General features: G+C 59.7%; 21 protein-coding genes and 1 pseudogene. 10 read left to right on the top strand and 12 right to left on the bottom strand.

Annotated elements, in window-relative coordinates; genetic code table 11:
- Positions 1-19: 19 nt before the first annotated feature.
- Together hppD and PMI25_RS15830 are read right to left on the bottom strand one after the other, a co-directional pair.
- The gene (gene hppD / locus PMI25_RS15835) at positions 20-1096 is read right to left on the bottom strand and encodes a 4-hydroxyphenylpyruvate dioxygenase (protein ID WP_007963361.1); all 1077 of its coding nucleotides are present in this window, start codon (positions 1094-1096) and stop codon (positions 20-22) included.
- Positions 1097-1341: 245 nt separating this feature from the next.
- Positions 1342-2290: pseudogene (locus PMI25_RS15830) on the bottom strand (DMT family transporter).
- Between the two features lie 78 nt (positions 2291-2368).
- Between PMI25_RS15830 and PMI25_RS15825 the strand changes: the two are divergent.
- The 3 genes from PMI25_RS15825 to PMI25_RS15815 all read left to right on the top strand — a co-directional run bounded on the left by PMI25_RS15825 (position 2369) and on the right by PMI25_RS15815 (position 5492).
- Positions 2369-3241 (top strand): LysR family transcriptional regulator, encoded by an 873-nt coding sequence (locus PMI25_RS15825; protein ID WP_007963358.1) that lies wholly within the window; start codon positions 2369-2371, stop codon positions 3239-3241.
- Positions 3242-3356: 115 nt separating this feature from the next.
- Positions 3357-4892: an EAL domain-containing protein gene (locus PMI25_RS15820; RefSeq protein WP_007963347.1), complete on the top strand. Its 1536-nt coding sequence runs from the start codon at positions 3357-3359 to the stop codon at positions 4890-4892.
- 234 nt (positions 4893-5126) lie between these two features.
- Complete coding sequence (locus PMI25_RS15815; protein WP_007963346.1) at positions 5127-5492, top strand: histone-like nucleoid-structuring protein, MvaT/MvaU family; 366 nt, start codon at positions 5127-5129, stop codon at positions 5490-5492.
- Between the two features lie 219 nt (positions 5493-5711).
- On the opposite strand, the gene PMI25_RS15810 is transcribed toward PMI25_RS15815, so the two are convergent.
- On the bottom strand, positions 5712-6230 hold the full coding sequence (locus tag PMI25_RS15810; RefSeq protein WP_045122096.1) for a DUF4946 domain-containing protein: 519 nt from the start codon (positions 6228-6230) through the stop codon (positions 5712-5714).
- Between the two features lie 139 nt (positions 6231-6369).
- Between PMI25_RS15810 and gloA the strand changes: the two genes are divergently transcribed.
- A complete protein-coding gene (gloA, locus tag PMI25_RS15805; protein WP_007963339.1) occupies positions 6370-6891 on the top strand; it encodes a lactoylglutathione lyase in 522 nt (173 codons plus the stop codon).
- A gap of 175 nt (positions 6892-7066) precedes the next feature.
- Here gloA and ahpF read toward each other — a convergent pair whose 3' ends face one another.
- From ahpF to PMI25_RS15790, 3 genes are all read right to left on the bottom strand, one after another.
- Positions 7067-8629, bottom strand: a complete 1563-nt coding sequence (ahpF, locus tag PMI25_RS15800) for an alkyl hydroperoxide reductase subunit F (RefSeq protein ID WP_007963338.1) — start codon at positions 8627-8629, stop codon at positions 7067-7069.
- A gap of 125 nt (positions 8630-8754) precedes the next feature.
- The gene (ahpC, locus tag PMI25_RS15795) at positions 8755-9318 is read right to left on the bottom strand and encodes an alkyl hydroperoxide reductase subunit C (protein ID WP_003224621.1); all 564 of its coding nucleotides are present in this window, start codon (positions 9316-9318) and stop codon (positions 8755-8757) included.
- Positions 9319-9454: 136 nt separating this feature from the next.
- Positions 9455-10393, bottom strand: coding sequence for a site-specific integrase (locus PMI25_RS15790; protein WP_007963337.1), 939 nt, complete (start codon positions 10391-10393; stop codon positions 9455-9457).
- A gap of 177 nt (positions 10394-10570) precedes the next feature.
- Between PMI25_RS15790 and PMI25_RS15785 the strand changes: the two genes are divergently transcribed.
- Complete coding sequence (locus PMI25_RS15785) at positions 10571-11587, top strand: DNA-binding protein (RefSeq protein ID WP_007963335.1); 1017 nt, start codon at positions 10571-10573, stop codon at positions 11585-11587.
- Here PMI25_RS15785 and gorA read toward each other — a convergent pair.
- Positions 11584-12942, bottom strand: coding sequence for a glutathione-disulfide reductase (gene gorA / locus PMI25_RS15780; RefSeq protein ID WP_024164469.1), 1359 nt, complete (start codon positions 12940-12942; stop codon positions 11584-11586). The two genes, PMI25_RS15785 and gorA, sit on opposite strands and share 4 nt — an antisense overlap.
- A 197-nt stretch (positions 12943-13139) precedes the next feature.
- On the opposite strand from gorA, the gene PMI25_RS15775 reads away from it, so the two are divergent.
- Together PMI25_RS15775 and PMI25_RS15770 are read left to right on the top strand one after the other, a co-directional pair.
- Positions 13140-15386: a TonB-dependent siderophore receptor gene (locus tag PMI25_RS15775; protein WP_007966072.1), complete on the top strand. Its 2247-nt coding sequence runs from the start codon at positions 13140-13142 to the stop codon at positions 15384-15386.
- 201 nt (positions 15387-15587) lie between these two features.
- Positions 15588-15797, top strand: a complete 210-nt coding sequence (locus PMI25_RS15770; RefSeq protein WP_007966070.1) for a hypothetical protein — start codon at positions 15588-15590, stop codon at positions 15795-15797.
- 84 nt (positions 15798-15881) lie between these two features.
- Here the strand turns inward: PMI25_RS15770 and PMI25_RS15765 are convergent, their stop codons facing one another.
- The 5 genes from PMI25_RS15765 to PMI25_RS15745 form a co-directional block, all read right to left on the bottom strand.
- On the bottom strand, positions 15882-16379 hold the full coding sequence (locus PMI25_RS15765; protein WP_007966067.1) for a GNAT family N-acetyltransferase: 498 nt from the start codon (positions 16377-16379) through the stop codon (positions 15882-15884).
- A gap of 108 nt (positions 16380-16487) precedes the next feature.
- On the bottom strand, positions 16488-17069 hold the full coding sequence (locus PMI25_RS15760; RefSeq protein WP_007966065.1) for a DinB family protein: 582 nt from the start codon (positions 17067-17069) through the stop codon (positions 16488-16490).
- A 17-nt stretch (positions 17070-17086) separates the two neighbouring features.
- Positions 17087-18205 (bottom strand): cell division protein ZapE, encoded by a 1119-nt coding sequence (gene zapE, locus PMI25_RS15755; protein ID WP_007966063.1) that lies wholly within the window; start codon positions 18203-18205, stop codon positions 17087-17089.
- 126 nt (positions 18206-18331) lie between these two features.
- A complete protein-coding gene (gene speB / locus PMI25_RS15750; protein ID WP_007966061.1) occupies positions 18332-19291 on the bottom strand; it encodes an agmatinase in 960 nt (319 codons plus the stop codon).
- Between the two features lie 16 nt (positions 19292-19307).
- Positions 19308-20399, bottom strand: coding sequence for a polyamine ABC transporter substrate-binding protein (locus PMI25_RS15745; RefSeq protein WP_007966059.1), 1092 nt, complete (start codon positions 20397-20399; stop codon positions 19308-19310).
- A gap of 99 nt (positions 20400-20498) precedes the next feature.
- Between PMI25_RS15745 and PMI25_RS15740 the strand changes: the two genes are divergently transcribed.
- The 3 genes from PMI25_RS15740 (at position 20499) to PMI25_RS15730 (ending at position 23670) form a co-directional block, all read left to right on the top strand.
- Positions 20499-21392: a LysR family transcriptional regulator gene (locus PMI25_RS15740; protein WP_007966057.1), complete on the top strand. Its 894-nt coding sequence runs from the start codon at positions 20499-20501 to the stop codon at positions 21390-21392.
- 272 nt (positions 21393-21664) lie between these two features.
- Positions 21665-23131, top strand: a complete 1467-nt coding sequence (locus PMI25_RS15735) for a nucleobase:cation symporter-2 family protein (protein ID WP_007966055.1) — start codon at positions 21665-21667, stop codon at positions 23129-23131.
- Between the two features lie 65 nt (positions 23132-23196).
- Complete coding sequence (locus tag PMI25_RS15730) at positions 23197-23670, top strand: LEA type 2 family protein (protein WP_007966053.1); 474 nt, start codon at positions 23197-23199, stop codon at positions 23668-23670.
- Positions 23671-23693: the final 23 nt, after the last annotated feature.

Here is a 23693-nt window from a genome sequence, read left to right as displayed (position 1 = left end):
CGCCAGGCTTTTTCATGGCTTACTCGGTGGTCAGCACACCACGACGCACCTGATCACGCTCGATCGATTCGAACAGTGCCTTGAAGTTACCCTCGCCGAAACCATCATCGCCCTTACGCTGGATGAATTCGAAGAACACCGGGCCCATCAGGGTTTCCGAGAAGATCTGCAGCAGCAGGCGCTTGTCGTCCGGGTTCGACGAGCCGTCGAGCAGGATGCCGCGCGATTGCAGTTGATCAACCGGCTCGCCGTGGTTCGGCAGGCGGCCTTCGAGCATTTCATAGTAGGTGTCCGGCGGTGCGGTCATGAAGCGCATGCCGATCTTCTTCAACTGATCCCAGGTCTTGACCAGGTCGTCAGTGAGGAACGCCACGTGCTGGATGCCCTCGCCGTTGAACTGCATCAGGAACTCTTCGATCTGCCCGGCGCCCTTGGACGACTCTTCGTTCAGCGGGATGCGGATCATGCCGTCCGGAGCGGTCATCGCTTTCGAGGTCAGGCCGGTGTATTCGCCCTTGATGTCGAAGTAGCGGATCTCGCGGAAGTTGAACAGCTTCTCGTAGAAGTTGGCCCAGTAAGCCATGCGGCCACGGTACACGTTGTGGGTCAGGTGATCGATGATCTTCAGGCCGGCACCGACCGGGTTGCGGTCAACGCCCTCGATGAACACGAAGTCGATGTCGTAGATCGAGCTGCCTTCACCAAAACGGTCGATCAGGTACAGCGGCGCACCGCCGATGCCTTTGATCGCTGGCAGGTTCAGCTCCATCGGGCCGGTTTCGATGTGGATCGGCTGGGCGCCGAGTTCCAGGGCGCGGTTGTAGGCTTTCTGTGAATCCTTGACGCGAAACGCCATGCCGCACACCGACGGGCCATGTTCGGCGGCGAAGTACGAGGCGACGCTGTGCGGTTCGTTATTGAGGATCAGGTTGATCGCGCCCTGACGGTACAGGTGTACGTTCTTGGAGCGGTGGGTCGCGACTTTGGTGAAGCCCATAATCTCGAAGATCGGCTCCAGGGTGCCAGGAGTCGGCGATGCGAACTCGATGAATTCAAAGCCCATCAGGCCCATTGGGTTTTCGTATAAATCGGTCATGGTGACGCCTCATCATTCTTATCAATTAACCAGAGTTATTTGTCAGTAATGCTGAGACCGGCGGGAGGTGCGCAGGAGATGCCTCGCACACTGCGGGCGAGGAAGTCACCGTAGATCAGTTGAAACCCGAATATCTTCATTGTCGACCCAAGGCTCTTGCGGGCGAGGCTTCTGCTGCCAGAAGACGATTATTATTGTATGCGTAACCCGATTCTACACAGCGTAAATAGGGTTGTCTGCCCTCTCTATAAAATCCGCCTTTTTCGCATCGGTGCAAGAGGTTTGTTGCACAGGTAAATCCCCACCAGCACCAATCCGCCGCCCAGGCACATGCTCAACGTCAGTTGCTCGCCGAGCAGCAGTGCGCCGAGCACCACCGCGGTCAGCGGATTCAGGGCAATGAACACGCCGGAGCGGGTCGCGCCGATTTTGCGGATGCCGTCGTAGTAGCCGATGTAGGCCAGCGCCGAGCCGAGTACGCCAAGGTAAAACAGGCTCAGCCATTGTGGCGTACGGAGGTTGATCAAGGCCGCCCCGCTGACCTCGCCACGCAGCATTGCCACCGTCCACAGCATCCCGCTGCCGATCAACACGGAAAACGTCACGGTCTGCAGCGGGCCAATGGATTGGTTCAGCCCCCCGGGAAAACAGCGAGTAAATGCCCCAGCTCAACACGCAGCCAAAAATCAACAGGTCACCGATCCATGCATCGGGTGTCACGGCAAGTAATTGCGGGTTGCGGCTGACAATCACCAGAGCGGCGCCGGCGATGCAGGTCGCGATACCGGCGACTTTCACCCGGCCCAGGTGCTCCTTGAACAGCAGCCATGAGGCCAGACCGATCACGGCCGGGTTCAACGCGACAATCAACGAGGCCCGTGAAGCATTGATGTACTGCAGGCCATAAAAGAAGCACAGGTTGTAGAAGAAAATCCCGAAGAACCCGAGCAAAGTCAGTTGCAGCCATTGCCGGGACGTTGGTCGCGCCAGCGGGATACGCGCTATCCACAGAAACCCGAGCAGCGCCATGCTGGCGAGCAGGAAGCGCAGGCTGGCGGCGAACAGCGGGCTGAGGCTGCCCGCCAGAAAACGTCCGGCGACAAAGGTTCCGCCCCAAATCATGGTTACCGTCGCCAGGGTCAGATAAACCGGGCGGTCGGAAGTTGTTGCGTGGGTTTGTTCGACGCTGCGCATGAGGCTCCAGACCAAAGCAGGCAAAGGATGGCGTATCATTCACCTCATTCCCTCTCATCGTAAAATGAGCAAACACTCATGACCCTCACGCAACTGGAGATCTTCTCGCTGGTCGCTGAACTGCGCGGTTTCACCCTCGCCGCCCATCGTCTGGGGATCTCGCAGTCGGCGATATCCCACGCGATGAAGTCGCTGGAGCAGGAGTTGGGCGTGGAGTTGTTGCGGCGGCATCAGTCGCAAGTGGAACTCACCGATATCGGCGAGCAGTTGCTCCAGCGCGCACGGGCCATGCTCGGCCTGGCCAACACCTTGCGCCAGGAAGCAGCCGATGCGCGCGGCATGAAAAGCGGTACGTTGCGGATCGGCTCGTTCGGCCCGACATCATCAATCAAGTTGCTGCCGAAGATTCTGCAGCGCTATCGCGAAGTGCATCCGGGCATCGAAGTGCACATTGATGAGGGGCCGGACCGGCAGGTGCTGCAGTGGCTGGAGGAGCGGCGAATCGACGTCGGTTTTGTGGTGTTGCCCGAGGAACGCTTCGACACTTTTGCTCTGGTCGAAGACCAGATGGTTGCCCTGCTCCCGCTCGATCACCCGCTGGCCGCACGTGCGGCGCTGAGCCTCCAGGATCTGTGTGCCGACCCATTTGTGCTGACCGAGGCCGGGTCATCGGAGCTGGTTTCGCGCTTGTTCACCGCCGCGCGCCTGCAACCGAACATTCGCTATCGCTGTTCGCAATTGCTCAGTACGCTGGACGTCGTCAGCCGGCGCGATGCAATCACCGTCGTCGCTGAAGGCTCGTTGCCGGACGATCCTGCCCCGCGTTACGTGAAGAAGCCGCTGTTGCCGGCGGTGCAACGCCTGATCGGCCTGGCTGTCCTCGATCAGCGTCAGGCTTCGCCCGCCACGCGAGCGTTTATCGAACTCGCTGCACAGATCAACCCGCCGTGAGCGGCACAAGCGCCAACGGCCATCTATCATCCCTTCTGACTTCGCTGTTACTCACAGGCGCGCCGTTGCCAGGCCTGCGTTCGAGAGTTCCACTCCATCGCAACAGGATGCGTCCATGCCCTTGACCGTCAAACCCCGCCGCAAACGTAGCGTACGCATTTGTGTGAGCCTGCTTTGTGGTGTTTTACCCGTTCTGCTGGGCGGCGGAATTCTGTATCTGCAAGCCGAGCGCACCTTGCAACAGAGCACGCAAAATACCGCCGAGGAGGCGCTGCGCCAGTTTGAACTGATGCTCGACAACACCGCCCAGGCCGCCAGTGAATTGTTGCCATTGGCCGGTCAACCCTGCGACAGCGTCAAACTGGCGTTGCGTGAGCAGGTGACGCGTCGCCCCTTCGTGCGCTCGACCAATCTGGTGTGGGACAACAACCTCTATTGCAGTTCGCTGTTCGGGGAGTTCCAGGAGGCCGTAAACCCGGGCGACTACACCCAGGGCAAGCTGTGGTTGATGAACGGCAATCCCGTGACGCCCAACACCGCGCTGCTGGTGTATCGGCTCAGCGAAGGTCGCGGTGGCGCGCTGACCACCCTCGATGGTTATCACCTGAGCAACATCCTGCGCCTGATCGGCCGGCAGACGCTGCTGTTGCTGCAAGTCGGCGACAATTGGCTGTCCGCCGATGGCAAAGTGCATCAGGGCGCCCTGCCGCCGTTGCCGGTGGCGCAGAGTATGCTCGCGTCTTCGCGCTATGCCTTCAGTGTCAGTGCAGGCTTCCCGCAGGGACAAACCTGGCGCTACATGGGCAGCGAATACCCGCCGCTGTTCAGTTTGCTGATATTTTTCGGGGTGATCGCGGGCGCTATCGCCCACGTCCTGCAGCGACGCGCCACCTCCCCCAGCCATGAAATGCTGCGAGCGCTGGAGGCCGGCGAATTCATTCCCTACTTCCAGCCGGTGGTGCATGGCGACAGCCGGAAATGGTCCGGTGCTGAAGTGCTGATGCGCTGGAATCACCCCAGGGAAGGTCTGGTGCGGCCGGACCTGTTCATCCCGTTTGCCGAACATTCGGGCCTGATCGTGCCCATGACCCGCTCCCTGATGCAGCAGACTGCCGCCCTGCTCGGTCCGTTGTCGGCGGACTTCGAAAAACCGTTCCACATCGGCATCAACATCACCGCCAGCCACTGCCAGGATCTGCAACTGGTCGAAGACTGTCGCGAGTTTCTCGCTGCATTTGCCCCCGGCAGCATCAACCTGGTGCTGGAGCTGACCGAGCGCGAGCTGATCGAGCCAACCGATGTCACGCACCTGTTGTTTGAGCAGTTGCACACGCTGGGGGTGATGATCGCCATCGACGACTTCGGCACCGGCCATTCAAGCCTGGGTTATCTGCGCAAATTCAACGTCGACTTCCTGAAGATCGACCAGAGTTTCGTCGCGATGATCGGCATTGACGCGCTGTCGCGGCATATTCTGGACACCATTATCGAACTCTCGGCCAAGCTCGATCTGGGTATTGTTGCCGAAGGTGTAGAAACTCCGGCACAGGCTGACTATCTGACCGCACACCACGTCAACTTCCTGCAGGGCTATCTGTTCGGAAAACCCATGCCCGGCGCCGACTTCATCGATGCATTAAGTCACCATTAACTAAAAATAAATTAAGCCCGGTGCTGCCACCCGACGCACCAAATTGATACAAAACACCACTGTTGTTACATGACGACAAGATCAGGATTTACTCTTGGCGCATTAACTACTACAATTTTTTCAGCCTGTGCAAGATTGGCAGGTGAGCCATTATCACCGAGTCGCTTCAAGGCTCTTGGCTTATAGCTTTGTTTGCGGTTGGTATCAGCCAAACACACTATTGGAGTAAAGATATTGTCCAGACTCGCTGAATTTCGTGCAGCTGAAAAGGCCCTTCAGGAACAGCTCAAGCAGTTGGAATCGCTGAAGAACGATGCCGGGCTCAAGAAAGAAATCGAATTCGAAGAAAAGCTCCAGGGGCTGATGAAAACCTACGGCAAAGGCCTGAAAGACATCATCGCCATCCTCGATCCGAACCCGTCCAAGTCCGGCTTGCAAGTATCTACCGCACCAAAAACCCGCCGCGCGCGCGTGGTCAAGGTTTACCACAACCCACACACCGGTGAACTGATCGAAACCAAGGGCGGTAACCACCGTGGCCTGAAAGCCTGGAAGGAACAGTACGGTGCTGCCACCGTTGATTCCTGGTTGCGCGGTTAATCTTGCGTCAACAAACAAGCCCTGCATTATGCAGGGCTTTTTTTTTCGACAATATCTAACAAAAGCAACGATTTCCCCCACGCTAGTTATCAATCCGCTTTAACACCCACAAGCCGTGAGGCTAAACATTTTGCGCCGGGATGTTGCAGCCGCAACGATCACTAAACTTTGTGCTTAATTCCTTCGGGTATCTAAACCCGTCGCGGTGCAAACAGACGCTTAAAGTTTCAAGCTGTTTCTCACTGCGACTATTTCCTCGGCGCTCGCCTTATAAACCTCGACCTGACCCGCGTAAGAAAGTACATAGGCCTTATCCGCCGTAGCCGCAGCAACCAATGTTTGCGACAACACATGTCGACCGTTTTCGGTGATCGTGCAGGTGGTTTCCAGCGCTTCCAAAGAGCCGAGCGTCGTCGGGTGCACCTTGTTGCAAACACTTTGATAGCCGCCCTGGAAGAAGTCTTTCTGAATCGACTTGCGCATCTCCAGCAAAACGCCCGGCACGTTAACCTGATGACCCGCTTCGACCTGGCTCATGGTCAGCTCCATCACCATCACTTGATTGCCGTCAGCGTCGTTTTTTACCGCGCGCTGGCGCGAAACCTGAGCGGCTTGTTCGGGCAGCGCCTCCACTTCCCAGCCTGCCGGCCAGGTGATGCTTGGCTGATCCGCCAGCGCCGAAACGGCAAGCAGCGATGAGAAAAGGCAAACGAACAGCGCTTTGAACGGTCGGATCATTACCAGAGGCACTCGCAGATTAAGCTGCAAAGTCTGACGCCCGGCCGCCCACAGAGCAAGCCGCGCATTCGGTTTGGGAATGCTGCCCCGCATGCGTATCATTGCGCCCATTCACTCGCCCCATTGTTACGGAGGGCCTATGAGCCTGCACGAACTGAACACTTTCCCCGGCGTCACCGCCACTCCAGACAGCGCAACCCGCAACTTTGTCTTCAACCACACCATGCTGCGTGTGAAGGACATCACCAAGTCCCTGGACTTCTACACTCGCGTACTGGGCTTCTCGCTGGTTGAAAAGCGTGATTTCCCGGAAGCCGAATTCAGCCTGTACTTCCTCGCGCTGGTCGACAAGGCGCAGATCCCGGCGGACGCCGCTGCGCGCACCGAATGGATGAAATCGATTCCCGGCATCCTCGAGCTGACCCACAACCACGGCACCGAAAACGACGCCGATTTTGCCTATCACAACGGCAACACCGACCCACGCGGTTTCGGCCACATCTGCATCTCGGTGCCGGACATCGTTGCCGCGTGCGCACGTTTCGAAGAACTGGGTTGTGATTTCCAGAAGCGTCTTACTGATGGCCGCATGAAAAGTCTGGCGTTCATCAAGGACCCGGATGGCTACTGGGTAGAAATCATCCAGCCTGCGCCGCTGTAACTGACTGCATATTTCTCCTGTAGGAGTGAGCCTGCTCGCGATAGCGGTGTGTCAGGCCATGATGTTTTGAATGTGCAGCCGCCATCGCGAGCAGGCTCACTCCTACAATTGGATTGTGTCAGGCATAAAAAAACCCATGATCACTCATGGGTTTTTTCGTTTCAGCGACTGACGTTTACGCCGGCGCCGAAGTGCGAATCAAGTGATCGAACGCGCTGAGGGAAGCCTTGGCGCCCTCGCCCACTGCAATCACGATCTGCTTGTACGGCACAGTGGTCACGTCGCCGGCCGCGAAGACGCCCGGAATCGACGTCTCGCCACGGTTGTCGACGATGATTTCACCGCGCGGCGACAGCTCGAGGGTGCCTTTGAGCCAGTCGGTGTTCGGCAGCAGACCGATCTGCACAAAGATCCCTTCCAGCTCGACGCTGCGCAGCTCGTCAGTCTTGCGATCCTTGTAATGCAGACCGTTGACCTTCTCGCCGTTACCGGTGACTTCAGTGGTTTGCGCACTGGTGATCACGGTCACGTTCGGCAGGCTGTGCAGTTTGCGTTGCAGTACCGCGTCGGCACGCAGTTGCACGTCGAACTCAAGCAAGGTTACGTGGGACACGATACCGGCAAGGTCAATCGCCGCTTCAACGCCGGAGTTACCGCCGCCGATCACCGCCACGCGCTTGCCTTTGAACAGTGGGCCGTCGCAGTGCGGGCAGTACGCCACGCCCTTGTTGCGGTATTCCTGCTCACCCGGCACGTTCATTTCACGCCAGCGTGCGCCGGTCGCCAGGATCACGCTCTTGGCTTTCAGGGTCGCACCGCTGGCGAAGTGGACTTCGTGCAACTCGCCGTTCTTGCCGGGAATCAGCTTGTCGGCGCGTTGCAGGTTCATGATGTCGACGTCGTACTGCTTGACGTGTTCTTCCAGCGCCGTCGCCAGTTTCGGGCCTTCGGTTTCCTGCACGGAAATGAAGTTCTCGATGGCCATGGTGTCGAGCACCTGACCGCCGAAGCGCTCAGCCGCGACACCAGTGCGGATGCCTTTACGGGCCGCATAGATAGCGGCCGAAGCACCGGCCGGGCCACCGCCAACTACGAGCACATCAAAGGCTTGTTTGGCGCTGATTTTCTCGGCCTGACGCTCGATGGCGCCGGTGTCGAGCTTGGCGAGGATTTCTTCCAGGCCCATACGGCCCTGGCCGAAGTTTTCACCGTTGAGGTAGATGCTCGGCACGGCCATGATCTTGCGATCGTTGACTTCGTCCTGAAACAACGCGCCGTCGATGGCGACGTGACGGATGTTCGGGTTCAGCACGGCCATCAGGTTCAACGCCTGGACCACGTCCGGGCAGTTCTGGCACGACAGCGAAAAGTAGGTTTCGAAGTTGAACTCACCTTTGAGCGAGCGGATCTGTTCGATCACGTCGGCACTGGCTTTCGATGGGTGGCCGCCGACTTGCAACAGGGCCAGCACCAACGATGTGAATTCATGGCCCATCGGGATGCCGGCGAAACGCAGGCTGATGTCGGCACCTGGGCGGTTGATCGAGAACGACGGCTTGCGGGCATCGGTGCCGCTGTCGATCAGGGTAATCTGGCTCGAAAGACTGGCGACGTCTTTCAGCAGGTCAAGCATTTCCCGGGATTTCGCACCGTCGTCGAGGGAAGCAACGATCTCGATCGGCTGGGTGACCCGTTCCAGGTACGATTTCAACTGGGCTTTAAGATTGGCGTCCAACATACGGGCGATTTCCTTTGTTTGAGGCGAAAAAAAAGCCCGAGCGAATCTCGCCCGGGCATTTTTATTGGGCGGTGCAGCGTACTTAAGAAGGTGCGGCGTACCGCCCTGCGTTGCGTGTCACAGACTTAGATCTTGCCGACCAGGTCCAGGGACGGAGCCAGAGTGGCCTCGCCTTCTTTCCATTTGGCCGGGCAAACTTCGCCTGGGTGAGCAGCAACGTACTGAGCAGCCTTGATCTTGCGCAGCAGCTCGGAAGCGTCACGGCCAACGCCGCCATCGTTCAGCTCAACGATTTTGATCTGGCCTTCAGGGTTGATCACGAAGGTGCCACGGTCAGCCAGGCCAGCTTCTTCGATCAGCACGTCGAAGTTGCGGGAGATGACGTGGGTCGGGTCGCCGATCATGGTGTATTCGATTTTGCCAATGGCTGGCGAAGTGTTGTGCCAGGCAGCGTGGGCAAAGTGGGTGTCGGTCGAAACGCTGTAGATTTCCACGCCCAGTTTCTGGAACGCAGCGTAGTTGTCGGCCAGGTCTTCCAGCTCGGTTGGGCACACGAAGGTGAAGTCGGCTGGGTAGAAGAATACTACGGACCATTTGCCTTTCAGGTCAGCGTCCGAGACTTGTACGAAGTCGCCGTTTTTGAACGCGGTAGCTTTGAACGGTTTTACTTGGCTGTTGATGATAGGCATTGATGACTCTCCGTCAGGGTTGTGAATTCGATGGGTGAATCCTACCCACTCACTCGGCGGATGGCTCATTGGCAAACCTGATGCTGCTGATTTGTTTTCGCTATTAGCAGACTGTATTAATAGAAGAAAACCATATCTACGACGAAGCCGGCTTATCCGTAATCCGCGCCATCCCGTGAAAGGGGCTGGCTTCAACATAGCGCATGGCTGACTTCATATCCTTCCAGCCGACGTAACTCATCAGCGATTTCAGATCCCAACCGCTTTGATGCGCCCACGTGGCGAAGCCGCGGCGCAGGGAATGGCTGGTGTAACGCTCGGCCGGGATGCCGGCGCGCTCCAGGGCCTGACGCAGCAGCGGAATGATGCTGTTGGCGTGCAAGCCCTCCTCGCTCAGATGACCCCAGCGGTCAACGCCGCGAAATACCGGCCCGCGTACCAGCGCCGCCTCGGTGATCCAGTCGATATAAGCTTGTACCGGGCAAAGCTTGAGCAACGCCGGCGCCTGATACGTCTGCCCGAGGTTGTCGCGGTCGCCCTTGCTGCGCGGCAAATACAGGGTGATGCCGCTGCCGGCGTGCGCCTGCACATGTTCGATCTGTAGACGGCACAACTCATCACTGCGAAAGCCGCGCCAGAAGCCCAGCAGAATCAGCGCCCGATCGCGATAGGCCTTGAGCAACTGCGGACGATCCTGATTCTGCCTGGCGCTACTGGCTTCCTGTTCGAGCCAGTCGACCACTTGCTGCAGATCGTGCAACTGCAACGGTTCGGCCTGTTTTTCCTGCGCCGGATGCAGTGCGCGAATGCCTTTGAACACTTTGCGCACCACCGGGGCCTTGGTCGGATCGGCAAAGCCCTGACTGTTATGCCACTGCGCCAGCGCTGACAGCCGCAGTTTCAGCGTGTTGATCGACAGCACCCCGGCATGCTCGACCAGATACCGCGCCACGCTGTCGGCGGTTGCCGGCAGGAAGCCGCCCCATTTCACTTCGAAATGTTCGATCGCCGAGCGGTAGCTGCGGCGGGTGTTGTCGCGGGTGGCGGCTTGCAGATAGCGATCGATCTCGCTCATGGGCAGTGTTCTCGCAGGCGTACTGATTGCTGGATGAAAAAACCGATTCAGGGGTCTGACATTGGGTAATACCAGTATATCCCGCCTGTGATTAATCAAGCATTTAACTTTATTTTCAGCGTGGTACACTGCGTACTTTGGTGGCATGTACCACAGTACGTAATGGTAGGAGTTAAAATGGCCCGTGGTGGCGTTAACAAAGCAGTGGTGCAGATCGCGCGCTCAGCGATTCTGGCCCGAGGCGAACACCCCAGCATCGATGCAGTACGCATCGAACTGGGCAACACCGGTTCGAAAACCACGATCCATCGCTATCTGAAAGAGCTGGATGACGGCAGCCAACCGGTCGAAGCGTCCGCGGAACCGATCAATGACGAACTGACCGCACTGGTCTCGCGTCTCGCCCAGCGCCTGAAAGAACAGGCGCAAGAGCCGATCGAACTAGCGCGCGAGCAGTTCGAAGAGCAGCGCGAAACCCTGGAAGCGGAACTCAAGCAGGTACGCCAGGCACTCGAACAACTGGAACAACAGCACGACATTCAAGGCGCGGCGCTGGCCAAGGAATCCGAGGCGCTGAAAGAAACCCGCTCAATGTTGCAGACCGAGCAAACCCGCAACGCCGGACTCAATCAGGCGCTGGCTGATTTCGAATTGCGCCTGCAGGACAAGGACGAGCAGATCCGCTCGCTGGAAGAAAAACACCTGCACGCCCGCGATGCGCTTGAGCATTACCGCAACGCCAGCAAAGAGCAGCGCGAGCAGGAACAGGCCCGTCACGAAGGACAGCTGCAGCAGTTGCAGATGGAATTGCGCCAGGCGCAACAAAGTGCGCTGGTGCGTCAGGACGAAATCACTCAGTTGCACCGCGACAACGAACGCCTGCTCACGGAAAACCGTGGCACTCAGCGCGAGCTGAGCCTGATGCAGGACCAACTCAAGCACAGCAACCAGCGTCAGGATCAGTTGCTGGAGCAAGCCACTCGCGTCGACAGCGAACGCACCCTCCTCCAGGAACGCCTGCGCGTGGCCCTGCTGGAAAGTCAGACGCTGAAACAGGATGCCGACGAACAGCGGCAGCTCAATCAGTCACTGGAGAAGGAACTGACCAAGACTCAGGCCAGCCTCGAAGACAGCTTGCGTCTGGCGGCTACCGTTGCGGCAGCGCCAGACACAGCCAAAGCCAAGGACGCTTAAGCGCCGACCGGCGTTCGCATGGTGACGAATTCCTCGGCGGCCGTCGGGTGCACCCCGATCGTGTCGTCGAAGTCACGCTTGGTCGCACCAGCCTTCAGTGCAATTGCCAGACCCTGGACGATCTCCCCCGCGTCCGGGCCGACCATGTGGCAACCGAGGACTTTGTCGGTCTTGCCGTCGACCACCAGTTTCATCAGGGTTTTCTCCTGACATTCGGTCAGCGTCAGCTTCATCGGGCGGAAGCGACTCTCGTAAATCACCACCTCATGGCCCGCGTCCCGCGCCTCTTCTTCTGTCAGGCCGACAGTGCCGATGTTCGGCAGACTGAACACGGCGGTCGGGATCATCTTGTAATCCACCGGACGGTATTGCTCAGGCTTGAACAAGCGCCGCGCCACCGCCATGCCTTCGGCCAGTGCCACCGGCGTCAATTGCACCCGACCGATCACATCACCCAGCGCCAGAATCGACGGCTCGCTGGTTTGGTATTGCTCGTCGACCTTGATGAAACCTTTGTCAGTGAGCTGCACATCGGTGTTTTCCAGCCCGAGGTTGTCCAGCATCGGACGCCGGCCCGTGGCGTAGAACACGCAGTCGGCTTCCAGCACGCGGCCATCCTTGAGGGTCGCCTTGAGGCTGCCGTCTGGCTGTTTGTCGATGCGCGCGATGTCGGCGTTGAATTGCAGATCCATGCCGCGCTTGGTCAGTTCTTCCTGCAGATGCTTGCGCACCGAGCCATCGAAACCGCGCAGGAACAGATCACCGCGATACAGCAGCGTGGTGTTCGCGCCTAGGCCGTGGAAAATCCCGGCGAACTCGACCGCGATGTAACCACCACCGACCACCAGCACCCGTTTCGGCAGCTGTTTGAGGAAAAACGCCTGATTGGAACTGATCGCGTGTTCGTGTCCAGGGATTTCCGGGATCTGCGGCCAGCCACCGGTGGCAATCAGAATGTTTTTCGCGGTGAAGCGCTCACCGTTGACCTCGACCTCGTGCGGGCCGACGATCTTCGCGTGGGCTTCGTGCAGGGTCACGCCACTGTTGACCAGCAAGTTGCGATAAATGCCGTTGAGGCGATTGATCTCGCGGTCCTTGTTGGCGATCAGGGTCGCCCAGTCGAAATTCGCTTCGCCCAGACTCCAGCCAAATCCGGACGACTGTTCGAAGTCTTCGGCGAAATGCGCGCCGTACACCAGCAGTTTCTTCGGCACGCAGCCGACGTTGACGCAGGTGCCGCCCAGATAACGGCTCTCGGCCACCGCCACTTTCGCACCGAAACCGGCCGCGAAGCGCGCTGCCCGTACACCGCCGGAACCGGCACCAATCACATAAAGGTCAAAATCGTAGGCCATTGCTATCTCCTCGGCAGGCCAACAGCATACCCGCCGCCGCCCATTGGGCAAGCGCTGTGCGCAGCTTTTCGCGCGGACCGGTGATCTCGGGAAACATCTACAAATAATAATATTTCTCGTTTGTGACTAAATCGCCGGGCTGCACCTCGTCTCTGAACCAACGGATTTTTTCCCTCGAAGACAAGGAGTCGGCTGCGATGTTCGCGCCCATTACCCGTTCCATGACCCTGACTGTCGGCTTGTTCAGCATGGCGTTGAGTCCCGATCTGCTGGCTGAAACCGACCCGGAAACAGCGCCACAATCCGCCGCCCAGGCGCTGGAACTGGACGCCACCAACGTCAGCGCTGAAGGACTCGGCCTCAACACCGAAAACACTGCTTCCTACACCACTGGCGCGATGAGCACCGCGACGCGAATGAACCTGTCGATCAAGGAAACCCCGCAATCGGTGTCCGTGATCACACGCCAGCAAATGGATGATTTCAAACTCGGTACATTGTCCGAAGCCATGCGCCAGACCACCGGCATCGTCGTGCAACACAACGACTCGGATCGGGTCAGCTATTCGGCGCGCGGTTACCCGATCAACAATTTCCAGATCGACGGAATGCTCAACACCTTCGGGCGCATGAAGTCAGACTCGGACACCATCATCTACGACCGCATCGAAGTGGTACGCGGCGCCACCGGCCTGACCACCGGCGCCGGCGATCCCTCGGCCACCATCAACATGGTGCGCAAACGCCCGACTGCCCAGTGGCAGGCCCTGGCCGGGGTCAGCGGTGGCAGTTACGACAATTACTACAGCTATGTCGATGTCGGCGGGCCGCTGGCCTTCGACGGTCGACTGCGCGGGCGCACCGTGCTGGCCTATCGCGACAGCCAGTCGTTCCGTGACAAATACGCGCTGCAGCGCGAGGTCGGCTACGGCATTCTCGAAGCTGATCTGACCGACTCCACGGTGCTTGCCGTCGGTTACGACTATCAGGACAAGCAGGTTCAGGGCACCTCCTGGGGCACCGTGCCGTACTGGAACGCCGACGGCAGCAAGGCGGGGCTCGGCCGGTCGACCAACATGGCGACATCCTGGAGTTCCTGGCCGCTGAAGGACAAGACCGCGTTCGTCACCCTCGACCAGCAACTGGGCCATGGCTGGAAGCTGAAGGCTGCCTACACCCACCGCGAAAGTGATACCGACGGCAAGGTCTATTACGGCGGCGCCGGTTTTCCCGAAGCCGACCGCAGCGGCATGACGGCCTATACGGGACACATGCTCGGCACGCAGAAAATGAGCGTGTACGACTTCAATCTGTCGGGGCCGTACCCGCTGTTCGGCCGCGAACACGAGATGATGTTCGGCTACGGCGAGGCGGAAAACCGCTCGACTTCGCCCTACGCCTTCAACGGTCCCCAAGCCGCCGACTACGGCAAGATCCGCGACTGGAAATACATGGGCGATATCGGCAAATTCGCCGACACCGTCACCAGCCTGCCGGGCGCGCGCGGCATCACCCGGCAAAAAGCCGGTTACATCGCAACCCGACTGAGCCTCACCGACGAACTGCACGCGGTACTCGGCAGCCGCTATGGCAGCTGGGATGAATCCAGCACCGATTACTACTATGATGCGCAGCAAAAACTGACCCGCACCGATGCCACCCATCAACGCCAGAATGATATCTGGACGCCCTACGCCGGCCTGCTCTACGACCTGACGCCGGAGTACACGGTTTACGCCAGCTACACCGACATTTTCAAACCGCAGAGTAACCGCGACAGCAACCGCAACTACCTCGACCCGGTGATCGGCAGCAACTATGAAGTCGGGCTCAAGGGCAGCCTGCTCGACGAACGCCTGAACCTGGCGACGGCAGTGTTCTCGAGCAAGCAGGACAACGTCGCCGAACGCGACAACTCGGTGCCACCAGACCCGGTGAGCGGCGAGGAGTTTTTCAAGTCCGGTGGCAAGGGCAGCAAGGTCAATGGCTTCGAGGCCGAAGTGTCCGGGGAAATTCTCAGCGGCTGGAACATGACCGCCGGCTACACCTACACCCACTCTGTCGACGGCGAAAAACAGCGCAGCAACACCGCTCAACCACTGAACATGCTGCGGCTGTCCACGGCCTATCGCCTGCCGGGCAACTGGCACGCACTGACCGTCGGTGGCGCAGTGAACTGGCAAAGCGACGTCTATGGCGAGGCCAACCGCCCGGTCGGGCGCGGCGCCAACGGCCGGATCATCACCGAGCGGTCGCGGATCACTCAGGAGTCCTACACCGTGGTCAAGCTGATGTCGCGCTATGAATTCGACAAGCATCTGTCGGCGTCGCTGAACGTCGATAACCTGTTCGACAAGAAGTATTACGACAACGTCGGCTTCTACAACGGCGTGTACTGGGGCGATCCGCGCACGGTGACCCTGAGCCTGGACTGGAAGCTCTGACCGATCCGCTCAAACAAAAACCCTGTGGTGAGGGGATTCATCCCCGACGGCTCGCAAAGCGGCCCCAATTTCGATGAAGCGCAATGCGTCACGTCCCCCTCACCACAGCTGTTAACCCCGAGTTAATTCCCCGTCGCGACACTGTGCCCCGAGATCTGCTTCATGGACGAACGGCTCCCACGTTTTTCAGTAGGAGGCACCATGAAAACCAGCATCACTATTCTTGCCGGGCTACTCGCCCTCGTTTCCGCCAGCGCCTTTGCCGAGGGCGGCGCCGAACGCATGCGGCATTACTACGACAACTTCCCGGTCCACCACGCGCCAAGCGAACAGCCGACCGACAGCAAAGCAGCGGAACTGAAGGTTCCGAACGATCAGACCGCGCAAGTCACCGAGTCTTATCGCGACTGATTCACCGAGCAACCGATGGACCTCCGATGGCTCCGCTCTGGCCTCGGAGACGACAGTTGGGCGCCCTGTTTGGGGCGCCTTTTTTTATGCCTGCAGATCCTTGATCCAGAACAGCATGCGGCCATACGCCGGGTCGAACATGCCGGGGGCGAAGCCGAACTTGCGGTAGGAATTCTGTGCCACCTCGTTGCCTTCGAGCACTTCCAGGGTGATCTTGCAGCAGCCGCGCTGACGGGAAATCTCCTCGACCTTACGCAGCATTTTCTGGCTCAGGCCGAGGCCGCGAAATTTGCTCACGACCGCCACATCATGGACATTGACCAACGGCTTGCAGGCAAACGTCGAGAACCCTTCGAAGCAGTTCACCAGCCCTGCCGGCTCGCCGCCGACGAACGCCAGCACACTGAAAGCATGCGGCCTGCGCGCCAGCTCTTCAGGCAGGCGACGCAGCAGTTCCGGGTCAAGCGAATGGCCGCCACCCATGGGATCTTCTGCGTAATGATTGAGCACGATGCCGATGGCTTCGGCGTGCAGTGGATTGGTGTAACTGGCTTGCAGCACAAGCATTTCTGCGGAATCCATTTCCATCCCCGATCATGGCCCCGGCGTGCAAGGTGCGCACCTGAAAGGCTGTTCGACCTTAACGCGAGGATGTTGCGGGCCACAACCGGATCTTTTGATTTCCAGGCTTCAGCGCCCCCAGATCAGCTCTTCCGTCCACCCCAGCTCGGCAAAGTCCTGAGCCCGCAACCCGCTCTCACCGGCGCAAAAAAACTCATCCAGCTGCGGCGGTTTCACCGAGGTCGCGCTGAGCATCGCATGCACCTGCCCACGATGATGAATCTGATGCTCGAACAAGTGCGACAGCATGCGCAGGCGACTGTCATGCTGTGGCGTTTCACGGGCGATGGTGACGATCCGCCCCAGATCGGCATCGCGCAATTGCTCGCAATAGGCGATCAAACGTCGGTCCACGTGCGCCTGTTCCTCGCGCAATGCTGCGGCCTCGGTAAATGGCTCGTCATGGGTGAAAAAGACGTAGCAGTCGGGATGCGGTTCGTCACCGCGCAACTCACGCTCCAGCGCATCGACGTAGAACCAGTCGCAGGTCAGGATGTGATTGAGGGTGAGGCGGATGCTCGGAAAGAAGCTCGCTCGCGGTGCTGCCAGGGCATCAGCGTCAAGCTGGCGCCAGGCTTTGCCGAGGCGGTGATTGGCCCACGCATTCTGGTAGGCCATGGTCAGTAAATGATGCGACAGCGGTTGACTCATGTTCGCGCCCTCTGCGCTCAGGATTCGGCAAAACGCTGCAGCTGCATCTCCTGCAAACGGCTGAGGGTGCGTCGGAACGGGAATTCCAGATACCCCTCGGTGTACAGCGCCTCCATCGGCACCTGAGCCTCGATGTACAGCGGGACTTTACGGTCGTAACACTCGTCCACCAACGCAATGAAGCGGCGTACCCCGTCGTCGTGTACCGACAATTGCGGCAGTTCGCGGTCGCCGGCCACCACCTGCGCCGAGCCGTCCTCGGTGCCGCGAGCGATGCGCCCTTCGCGTTTCTGCGCGCTGAGGTTCGGCACGTCGCTCAACAGAATAGACCGATAGCTGTCGCACAGTGCGATGAAGTCCATGGCGGCAAACGGTTGCTCGCAGAGATCGGCGTAGCGGCACCATAAAACCGTTGCGCTGGCCTGCACTACATTCAATACGCGATGGCCGACAGACACCGGTTCTGCGCTGGCGGGTTGCCCGGCGTTGAGTGCCTGGAAAACCTTGTCCAGCGCAATTTCCCGCCCTGATTCAACGACAAAATAACGCTGCTCGACCGCGCCCGGATGCAGGCGATGATCCTCGGCGCCGTTCACCGCCACAACCTGCATGTGCGCCTTGATTGCGGCAATCGCCGGGACGAAGCGATCGCGGTTGAAGCCATCGGCGTACAGCTGATCCGGCGGCAGGTTGGAGGTGCAGACGATCACCACACCTTCATCGAACATCACCTGAAACAGGCGCCCGAGGATGATCGCATCGCCGATGTCGTTGACGAACAGTTCGTCGAAGCACAGTACCCGCACCTCGGCTGCCAGCTCCTTTGCGAGCGCCCGCAGCGGATCAGCGATGCCGGTCAGCTGGAACGAACGCTGATGCACCCAGCCCATGAAATGATGAAAGTGCTGACGCCGGGCTGGAACTCGCAAGCTCTGATAGAACTGATCCATCAACCAGGTCTTGCCACGCCCGACCGGCCCCCACAAGTACACGCCGGTGACCGAACGGGCACCGGCGTGCAAGGCTTCATGGCATTTTTGCAAGGCCCAGACCGCGTGCTCCTGGGCTTCATCCTGGATGAAACCCTTGTGCTCGATCGCGTGTTGCCAGGCGCTTAACGGAGAGTCGAAAGTCATGCGCGGCAGTATATATCCCTGCAGGAGCTGTCGAGTGCAACGAGGCTGCGATCTTTTGATTTTGTTTTTTAAGATCAAGATCAAAAGATCGCAGCCTGCGGCAGCTCCTACAGGGCATTGTGTGTTTTAAAGGTCAGTTTTGTGTCGGGCGGCGTAGAGGCAGAGCATTTCCATCGCCAGGGTTGCCGCCGCCAGTGAGGTGACTTCTGCATGGTCATAAGCCGGCGCCACTTCCACCACATCCATGCCCACCAGATTGATCCCGCGCAAACCGCCGAGGATTTCCAGCGCCTGCACCGTACTCAACCCGCCACACACCGGAGTGCCGGTGCCCGGGGCAAAGGCCGGATCCAGGCAATCGATATCAAACGTCAGGTACACCGGGTGATCGCCGACCCGCGCGCGAATCGCTTCGACAATCGCTTCGCAGCCACGCCGATGCACCTGGCGCGCGTCGAGCACTTCAAAGCCCTGATGATCGTCATTGGTGGTGCGCAAACCGATCTGCACCGAGCGCGCCGGATCCACCAGCCCTTCTCTGGCCGCATGCCAGAACATGGTGCCGTGATCGACGCGCTTGCCGTCCTCGTCCGGCCAGGTGTCGCTGTGCGCATCGAAGTGGATCAGCGACAGCGCGCCATGCTTACGTGCATGGGCCTTGAGCAACGGATAAGTGATGAAGTGGTCGCCACCAAAGGTCAGCATCGCACTGCCGGCATCAAGAATTCGTTGCGCGTGAGCCTCGATGCTTTCCGGAATGGTGTGCGGCGAGCCGTAATCGAAATCGCAGTCGCCGTAGTCGATCACCGCCAGATGATCGAACGGATCGAACGCCCACGGCCAGTGCCGTTCCCAGGCGATCCCGGTGGAGGCGGCGCGAATCCCCCGTGGCCCGAAACGCGCGCCCGGACGGTTGCTGGTGGCGGTGTCGAACGGCACCCCGCTGACCGCCACGTCGACGCCGCACAAATCACGGCTGTAGCGGCGACGCATGAAACTGGTGATCCCGGCGTAGGTGCTTTCGGCAGAGGTGCCGTACAGGCTGTCGCGGGTCAGGGCTTGGTCGTTGAGCATCGGCACGTCCATCGGTGTGCTCCTTTTGTTATTGATGGCTACGGAAAGTGGTCCAAAGGCGTGTGCGCTGACGCATGTCCTTGAGGCTCATGCTGCGGTCGGCGTACAAGCGCTCGCGCATTTCGGCCGGCGGGTAAATGTCCGGATCGTTGCGCACCGCCTCATCCACCAGCGGCGTCGCGGCCGTGTTGGCGGTGGCGAAAAACAGCGTGTTGGTCAGTTCGGCCACGGATTCGGGGCGCAGCATGAATTCGATGAACGCCCGCGCCGCTTGCGGATTGGGCGCGTCCTTGGGAATGGCCAGATTGTCCTGCCAGATCAACGTGCCTTCGCGAGGGATCCGGTACGCGACCTCATAGGGTTTGTTGGCCTTGTGCGCCTGATCGGCAGCCATGCTCACGTCGCCGTTGTAGGTCAGCGCCAGGCACACGCTGCCATTGGCCAGATCGCTGATCTGCCGACCAGTGGCGACGTACAGCACCGACGGCTGGAGCTTCTGCAACAAGGCTTCGGCGGCGGCCAGATCATTTTTGTCGGTGCTGTAGGGATCTTTACCGAGGTAGTGCAGCGCCAGACCGATGACTTCCTGGGGCGAGTCGAGCACGGCAATCCCGCAGTCCTTGAGCTTGCTGGCGTACTCGGGTTTGAACAGCAGATCAAGGCTGTTCAGCGGCACATCCGGCAAGCGCTTTTTCACCGCTTCGACATTCAGGCCCAACCCGAGTGTGCCCCAGGTATAAGGCACGGCGTAGCGATTGCCCGGATCGACGGCCGCCAGTTTTTCCAGCAGATCAGGATCGAGGTTGGCGTAGCCCTTGAGGCCTTCGTGGGGGATTTCCTTCAAGGCGCCGGCGGCCAGACCTCGGTCCAGCACGCTGGAGGACGGCACCACCACGTCATAACCGCTGCCACCAGTGAGCAACTTGGTCTCCAACACCTCGGAGGTATCGAAAGTGTCGTAGCGCACGTGAATCCCGGTCTCCCGCTCGAAACGCTGCAGCGTCTGCGCCGGCACGTAATCGGCCCAGCTGTAGAGATTGAGGGTCTTGTCCTCGGCCTGGGCATTGAGGGCCACGGACAATAACAGCGCGGGAAAACACAGCTTGAACACGGGAGCCATGACGAACACCTGACCGGAGGAAGTGGTGGCAGGATGCCCCGTCGGATACATTGCAGAAATATCAAGTTTGTTAACCTGACTTTATCCGGGAGTAATGTGATGCTCGGTCAGCTTCACGACGTCGATTTGCAGTTGCTGCGCCTGTTTGTGCGGGTCGTGGAATGCGGCGGCTTCAGCGCGGCGCAAGGTGAACTGGGTCTGAGCCAGTCGAGCATCAGCCAGCAAATGGCCAAACTCGAAACCCGCCTCGGCTATCGCCTGTGCAGCCGGGGCAAGGGCGGTTTCAGCGTCACGCCCAAGGGTGAGCAATTGCTGATCGCCATTCGCACACTGTTCCAGTCCATCGAGACTTTCCGTCATCAATCCAACGGCGTCGCCGGACGGCTGATCGGTGAGGTGCGGTTGGGTTTGTCCGAGGCAGTTGATCAGTCGGTGTTGCTGCGGGTGGCGGATGCGATCCGGCGCTTTCGCGAACGCGATGAGTCGGTGCGCATCGAGTTGATCAGCGCGATGCCCGGTGAAATGGAGCGCCTGTTGCTGCAACAGCGGCTGGACCTGGCCATCGGTTATTTCTCCCAGGTGCAGAGCGCTTTCGATTACCGCGAGCTGTTCCGGGAAACCCAGCATTTGTATTGCGCGCAGGGGCATTCGCTGTTCAGCGTCGATGCGCCGGATGACGCGGCGTTGCAGGCCTGCGACCGGGTGGATCATCCGTATCGATTCATGCGCAGTGGCGAGCCGTTCCCGGACAAACGCTTTTCCGCGCGTTCGGAGCAGGTCGAGGGCACCCTCGCCTTCATTCTCTCCGGCAAGCATGTCGACTATCTGCCCGATCACTACGCGCGGGTCTGGGAGGACAAGGGCTTGCTGCGCGCACTGCGGCCTGGCGAGTTGAGTTTCGAAGTGGCGTTTCATCTGGCCCGGCATCGTGCTCAGGTGCCAGGGGATGCACAAAAGGCGTTTGAGGAGGATTTGCTCAGCGCGTTTACATGACCTCTAAGCTTTTGTGGCGAGGGAGCTTGCTCCCGTGCGGCTGCGTAGCAGTCGTAAAAAACTGTTGACTGGATAATGCAGAGGGCTGCTTCGCAACCCAGCGGGAGCAAGCTCCCTCGCCACAACAATGTGTGTCAGTGCGCGCGGACGCCGCCAACACCAATAAATCCTGACCTTTCAGGCAATTTTTGCTCGTTGCCCTCGCCGCCCTCTTCCGGCATCCTGCGCCTCCATTTTCTGACCCGGCCCCGCCTCGCGGCGCGCAAAACACCATGACCGCCTCTGAAAAAGTCCCGCGCAACAACGATCTGCTCTACGGCCTCAACGACCGTCCGCACCTCACCGCCACCGTCTTCGCCGCGCTGCAACACGTGCTGGCCAGCTTCGTCGGCATCATCACCCCAACCCTGATCATGGGCGGCGCCCTCGGTCTGCAGAGTGAAATTCCGTACTTGATCAGCATGGCGCTGTTCGTCTCCGGCCTGGGCACGTTCGTTCAAGCCAAGCGTTTCGGCCCGGTCGGTTCCGGTCTGCTGTGCCTGCAAGGCACCAGTTTTTCCTTTATCAGCGTGATTCTCAGCGCCGGGTTCATGGTCAAGGCCCGGGGCGGCGGCACCGATGAAATTCTCTCGACGATATTCGGCGTGTGCTTTTTCGCCGCGTTCATCGAAGTGGTGCTGAGCCAGTTCATCGGCAAACTGCGGATGCTGATCACTCCGGTAGTCACCGGCACCATCATCACCCTGATGGGCCTGTCGCTGATCAAAGTGGCGATGACCGACATTGCCGGTGGCTTCGGCGCGCCCGATCTGGGCGCCGCCAGCCATGTGTTTCTGGCCGCGTTGGTGATCGGCACTATCGTTGTGCTGAACCGCGTCGACGTGCCGTTTCTGCGCCTGGGCGCAATCGTCATCGGCCTGACTCTCGGCTACGTGGTCGCGTGGCTGATGGGCACGGTGGATTTCGCCTCGATGCCCGAGGTGCCGCTGGTCAGCGTGCCGGTGCCGTTCAAGTACGGCTTCAATTTCGACTGGGTGGCGTTTGTGCCGGTGGCGGTGATCTTCCTGGTTTCGCCGCTGGAAGCAGCCGGTGACCTGACGGCCAACTCGATGATCTCGCGGCAACCGGTCAAGGGACCGCTGTACATCCGCCGGATCAAATCCGGTCTGCTCGCCGATGGCCTCAACTCGGCGATGGCGGCAGTGTTCAACAGCATGCCGATGGTCACGTTCGCGCAGAACAACGGCGTGATCCAGCTGACCGGTGTCGCCAGCCGTTACGTGGCGTTCTTCATCGCCGGCCTGCTGGTGCTGCTGGGGCTGTTCCCGATGATCGGCGCGGTGCTGCAACTGATGCCCAAACCGGTGCTCGGCGGTGCCGAACTGGTGATGTTCGGCACCGTGGCCGTGGCCGGGATCAAGATCCTCGCCGAGGCCGGCCTGCATCGGCGCAACATGTTGATCGTGGCGATCTCCGTCGGCATGGGCCTGGGCATCGCCGCCGTGCCGGAAGTGCTGCGAGAACTGCCGCAAGCGCTGCGCAACATCTTCGAATCGCCGATCACCGTCGGTGCGTTGTGCGCTATCGTGCTGAATATCTTCCTGCCGGAAGAGTTCATTGAGCTGGAAGAAGACGATTTCGATCCGGAAGCGTCGATTCTGCAGGTCATGGAAAACCCCGATCTGCCGGCCAAAGCTGAACCTGCATCGGCAGCGGCGGTCGCACAGTTGAACCGCTGACGCGACGCCATGAAAAAAGGGCTGAGCCGGCAACGGTTCGGCCCTTTTTCGTTGAGAGACTGTTTATGCGCCGCGTCCACGCCGTCATCCTGTCCCTGCTGCTGTTGTCCCTGAGCGCCTGCGCGCTGTTTCCCAACCGCGATCCGGTGAACATCAACGTGGTCGGCCTCGAACCGTTGCCGAGCCAGGATCTGGAAGTGCGTTTCGCGATCAAGTTGCGGGTGCAGAACCCCAATGAGACGGCCATCGATTACAACGGCATCGCCCTGGATCTGGAGGTCAATGGCCGTCCACTGGCCTCGGGCGTCAGCGATCAGGTCGGCTCGATCCCGCGCTTCTCGGAAACCGTGGTCAGCGTGCCGGTCAGCGTTTCCGCGTTCTCGGTACTGCGCCAGACTCTGGGTTTGAGCCAGACACAAACCCTCGACAACCTGCCCTACGTGCTGCGCGGCAAACTCGCGGGCGGCGTGTTCGGCACCATGCGTTTTGTCGACAGTGGCAAGCTGAGTTTGCCAAAGGCCACTGCTGCGACGTGGTAATCAACTGCACATACTTCTCCCCT

This window comes from Pseudomonas sp. GM30 (assembly GCF_000282275.2).
Taxonomy (GTDB): domain Bacteria; phylum Pseudomonadota; class Gammaproteobacteria; order Pseudomonadales; family Pseudomonadaceae; genus Aquipseudomonas.
Note: the sequence above shows the minus strand (reverse complement) of the source record. Positions and strands in the feature narration are given on the sequence as shown.

Bases quoted from the DNA above. Each gene is read 5' to 3' on its own strand.
- PMI25_RS15825 (WP_007963358.1), top strand. From the start codon at position 2,369: ATGACCCTCACGCAACTGGAGATCTTCTCGCTGGTCGCTGAACTGCGC.
- ahpF (WP_007963338.1), bottom strand. From the start codon at position 8,629: ATGTTGGACGCCAATCTTAAAGCCCAGTTGAAATCGTACCTGGAACGG.
- zapE (WP_007966063.1), bottom strand. From the start codon at position 18,205: ATGACTTTCGACTCTCCGTTAAGCGCCTGGCAACACGCGATCGAGCAC.
- PMI25_RS15810 (WP_045122096.1), bottom strand. From the start codon at position 6,230: ATGATCCGACCGTTCAAAGCGCTGTTCGTTTGCCTTTTCTCATCGCTG.
- gloA (WP_007963339.1), top strand. From the start codon at position 6,370: ATGAGCCTGCACGAACTGAACACTTTCCCCGGCGTCACCGCCACTCCA.
- PMI25_RS15770 (WP_007966070.1), top strand. From the start codon at position 15,588: ATGAAAACCAGCATCACTATTCTTGCCGGGCTACTCGCCCTCGTTTCC.
- PMI25_RS15775 (WP_007966072.1), top strand. From the start codon at position 13,140: ATGTTCGCGCCCATTACCCGTTCCATGACCCTGACTGTCGGCTTGTTC.
- PMI25_RS15790 (WP_007963337.1), bottom strand. From the start codon at position 10,393: ATGAGCGAGATCGATCGCTATCTGCAAGCCGCCACCCGCGACAACACC.
- ahpC (WP_003224621.1), bottom strand. From the start codon at position 9,318: ATGCCTATCATCAACAGCCAAGTAAAACCGTTCAAAGCTACCGCGTTC.
- PMI25_RS15765 (WP_007966067.1), bottom strand. From the start codon at position 16,379: ATGGATTCCGCAGAAATGCTTGTGCTGCAAGCCAGTTACACCAATCCA.
- PMI25_RS15730 (WP_007966053.1), top strand. From the start codon at position 23,197: ATGCGCCGCGTCCACGCCGTCATCCTGTCCCTGCTGCTGTTGTCCCTG.
- speB (WP_007966061.1), bottom strand. From the start codon at position 19,291: ATGGACGTGCCGATGCTCAACGACCAAGCCCTGACCCGCGACAGCCTG.
- PMI25_RS15760 (WP_007966065.1), bottom strand. From the start codon at position 17,069: ATGAGTCAACCGCTGTCGCATCATTTACTGACCATGGCCTACCAGAAT.
- hppD (WP_007963361.1), bottom strand. From the start codon at position 1,096: ATGACCGATTTATACGAAAACCCAATGGGCCTGATGGGCTTTGAATTC.
- PMI25_RS15785 (WP_007963335.1), top strand. From the start codon at position 10,571: ATGGCCCGTGGTGGCGTTAACAAAGCAGTGGTGCAGATCGCGCGCTCA.
- PMI25_RS15745 (WP_007966059.1), bottom strand. From the start codon at position 20,399: ATGGCTCCCGTGTTCAAGCTGTGTTTTCCCGCGCTGTTATTGTCCGTG.
- gorA (WP_024164469.1), bottom strand. From the start codon at position 12,942: ATGGCCTACGATTTTGACCTTTATGTGATTGGTGCCGGTTCCGGCGGT.
- PMI25_RS15820 (WP_007963347.1), top strand. From the start codon at position 3,357: ATGCCCTTGACCGTCAAACCCCGCCGCAAACGTAGCGTACGCATTTGT.
- PMI25_RS15740 (WP_007966057.1), top strand. From the start codon at position 20,499: ATGCTCGGTCAGCTTCACGACGTCGATTTGCAGTTGCTGCGCCTGTTT.
- PMI25_RS15735 (WP_007966055.1), top strand. From the start codon at position 21,665: ATGACCGCCTCTGAAAAAGTCCCGCGCAACAACGATCTGCTCTACGGC.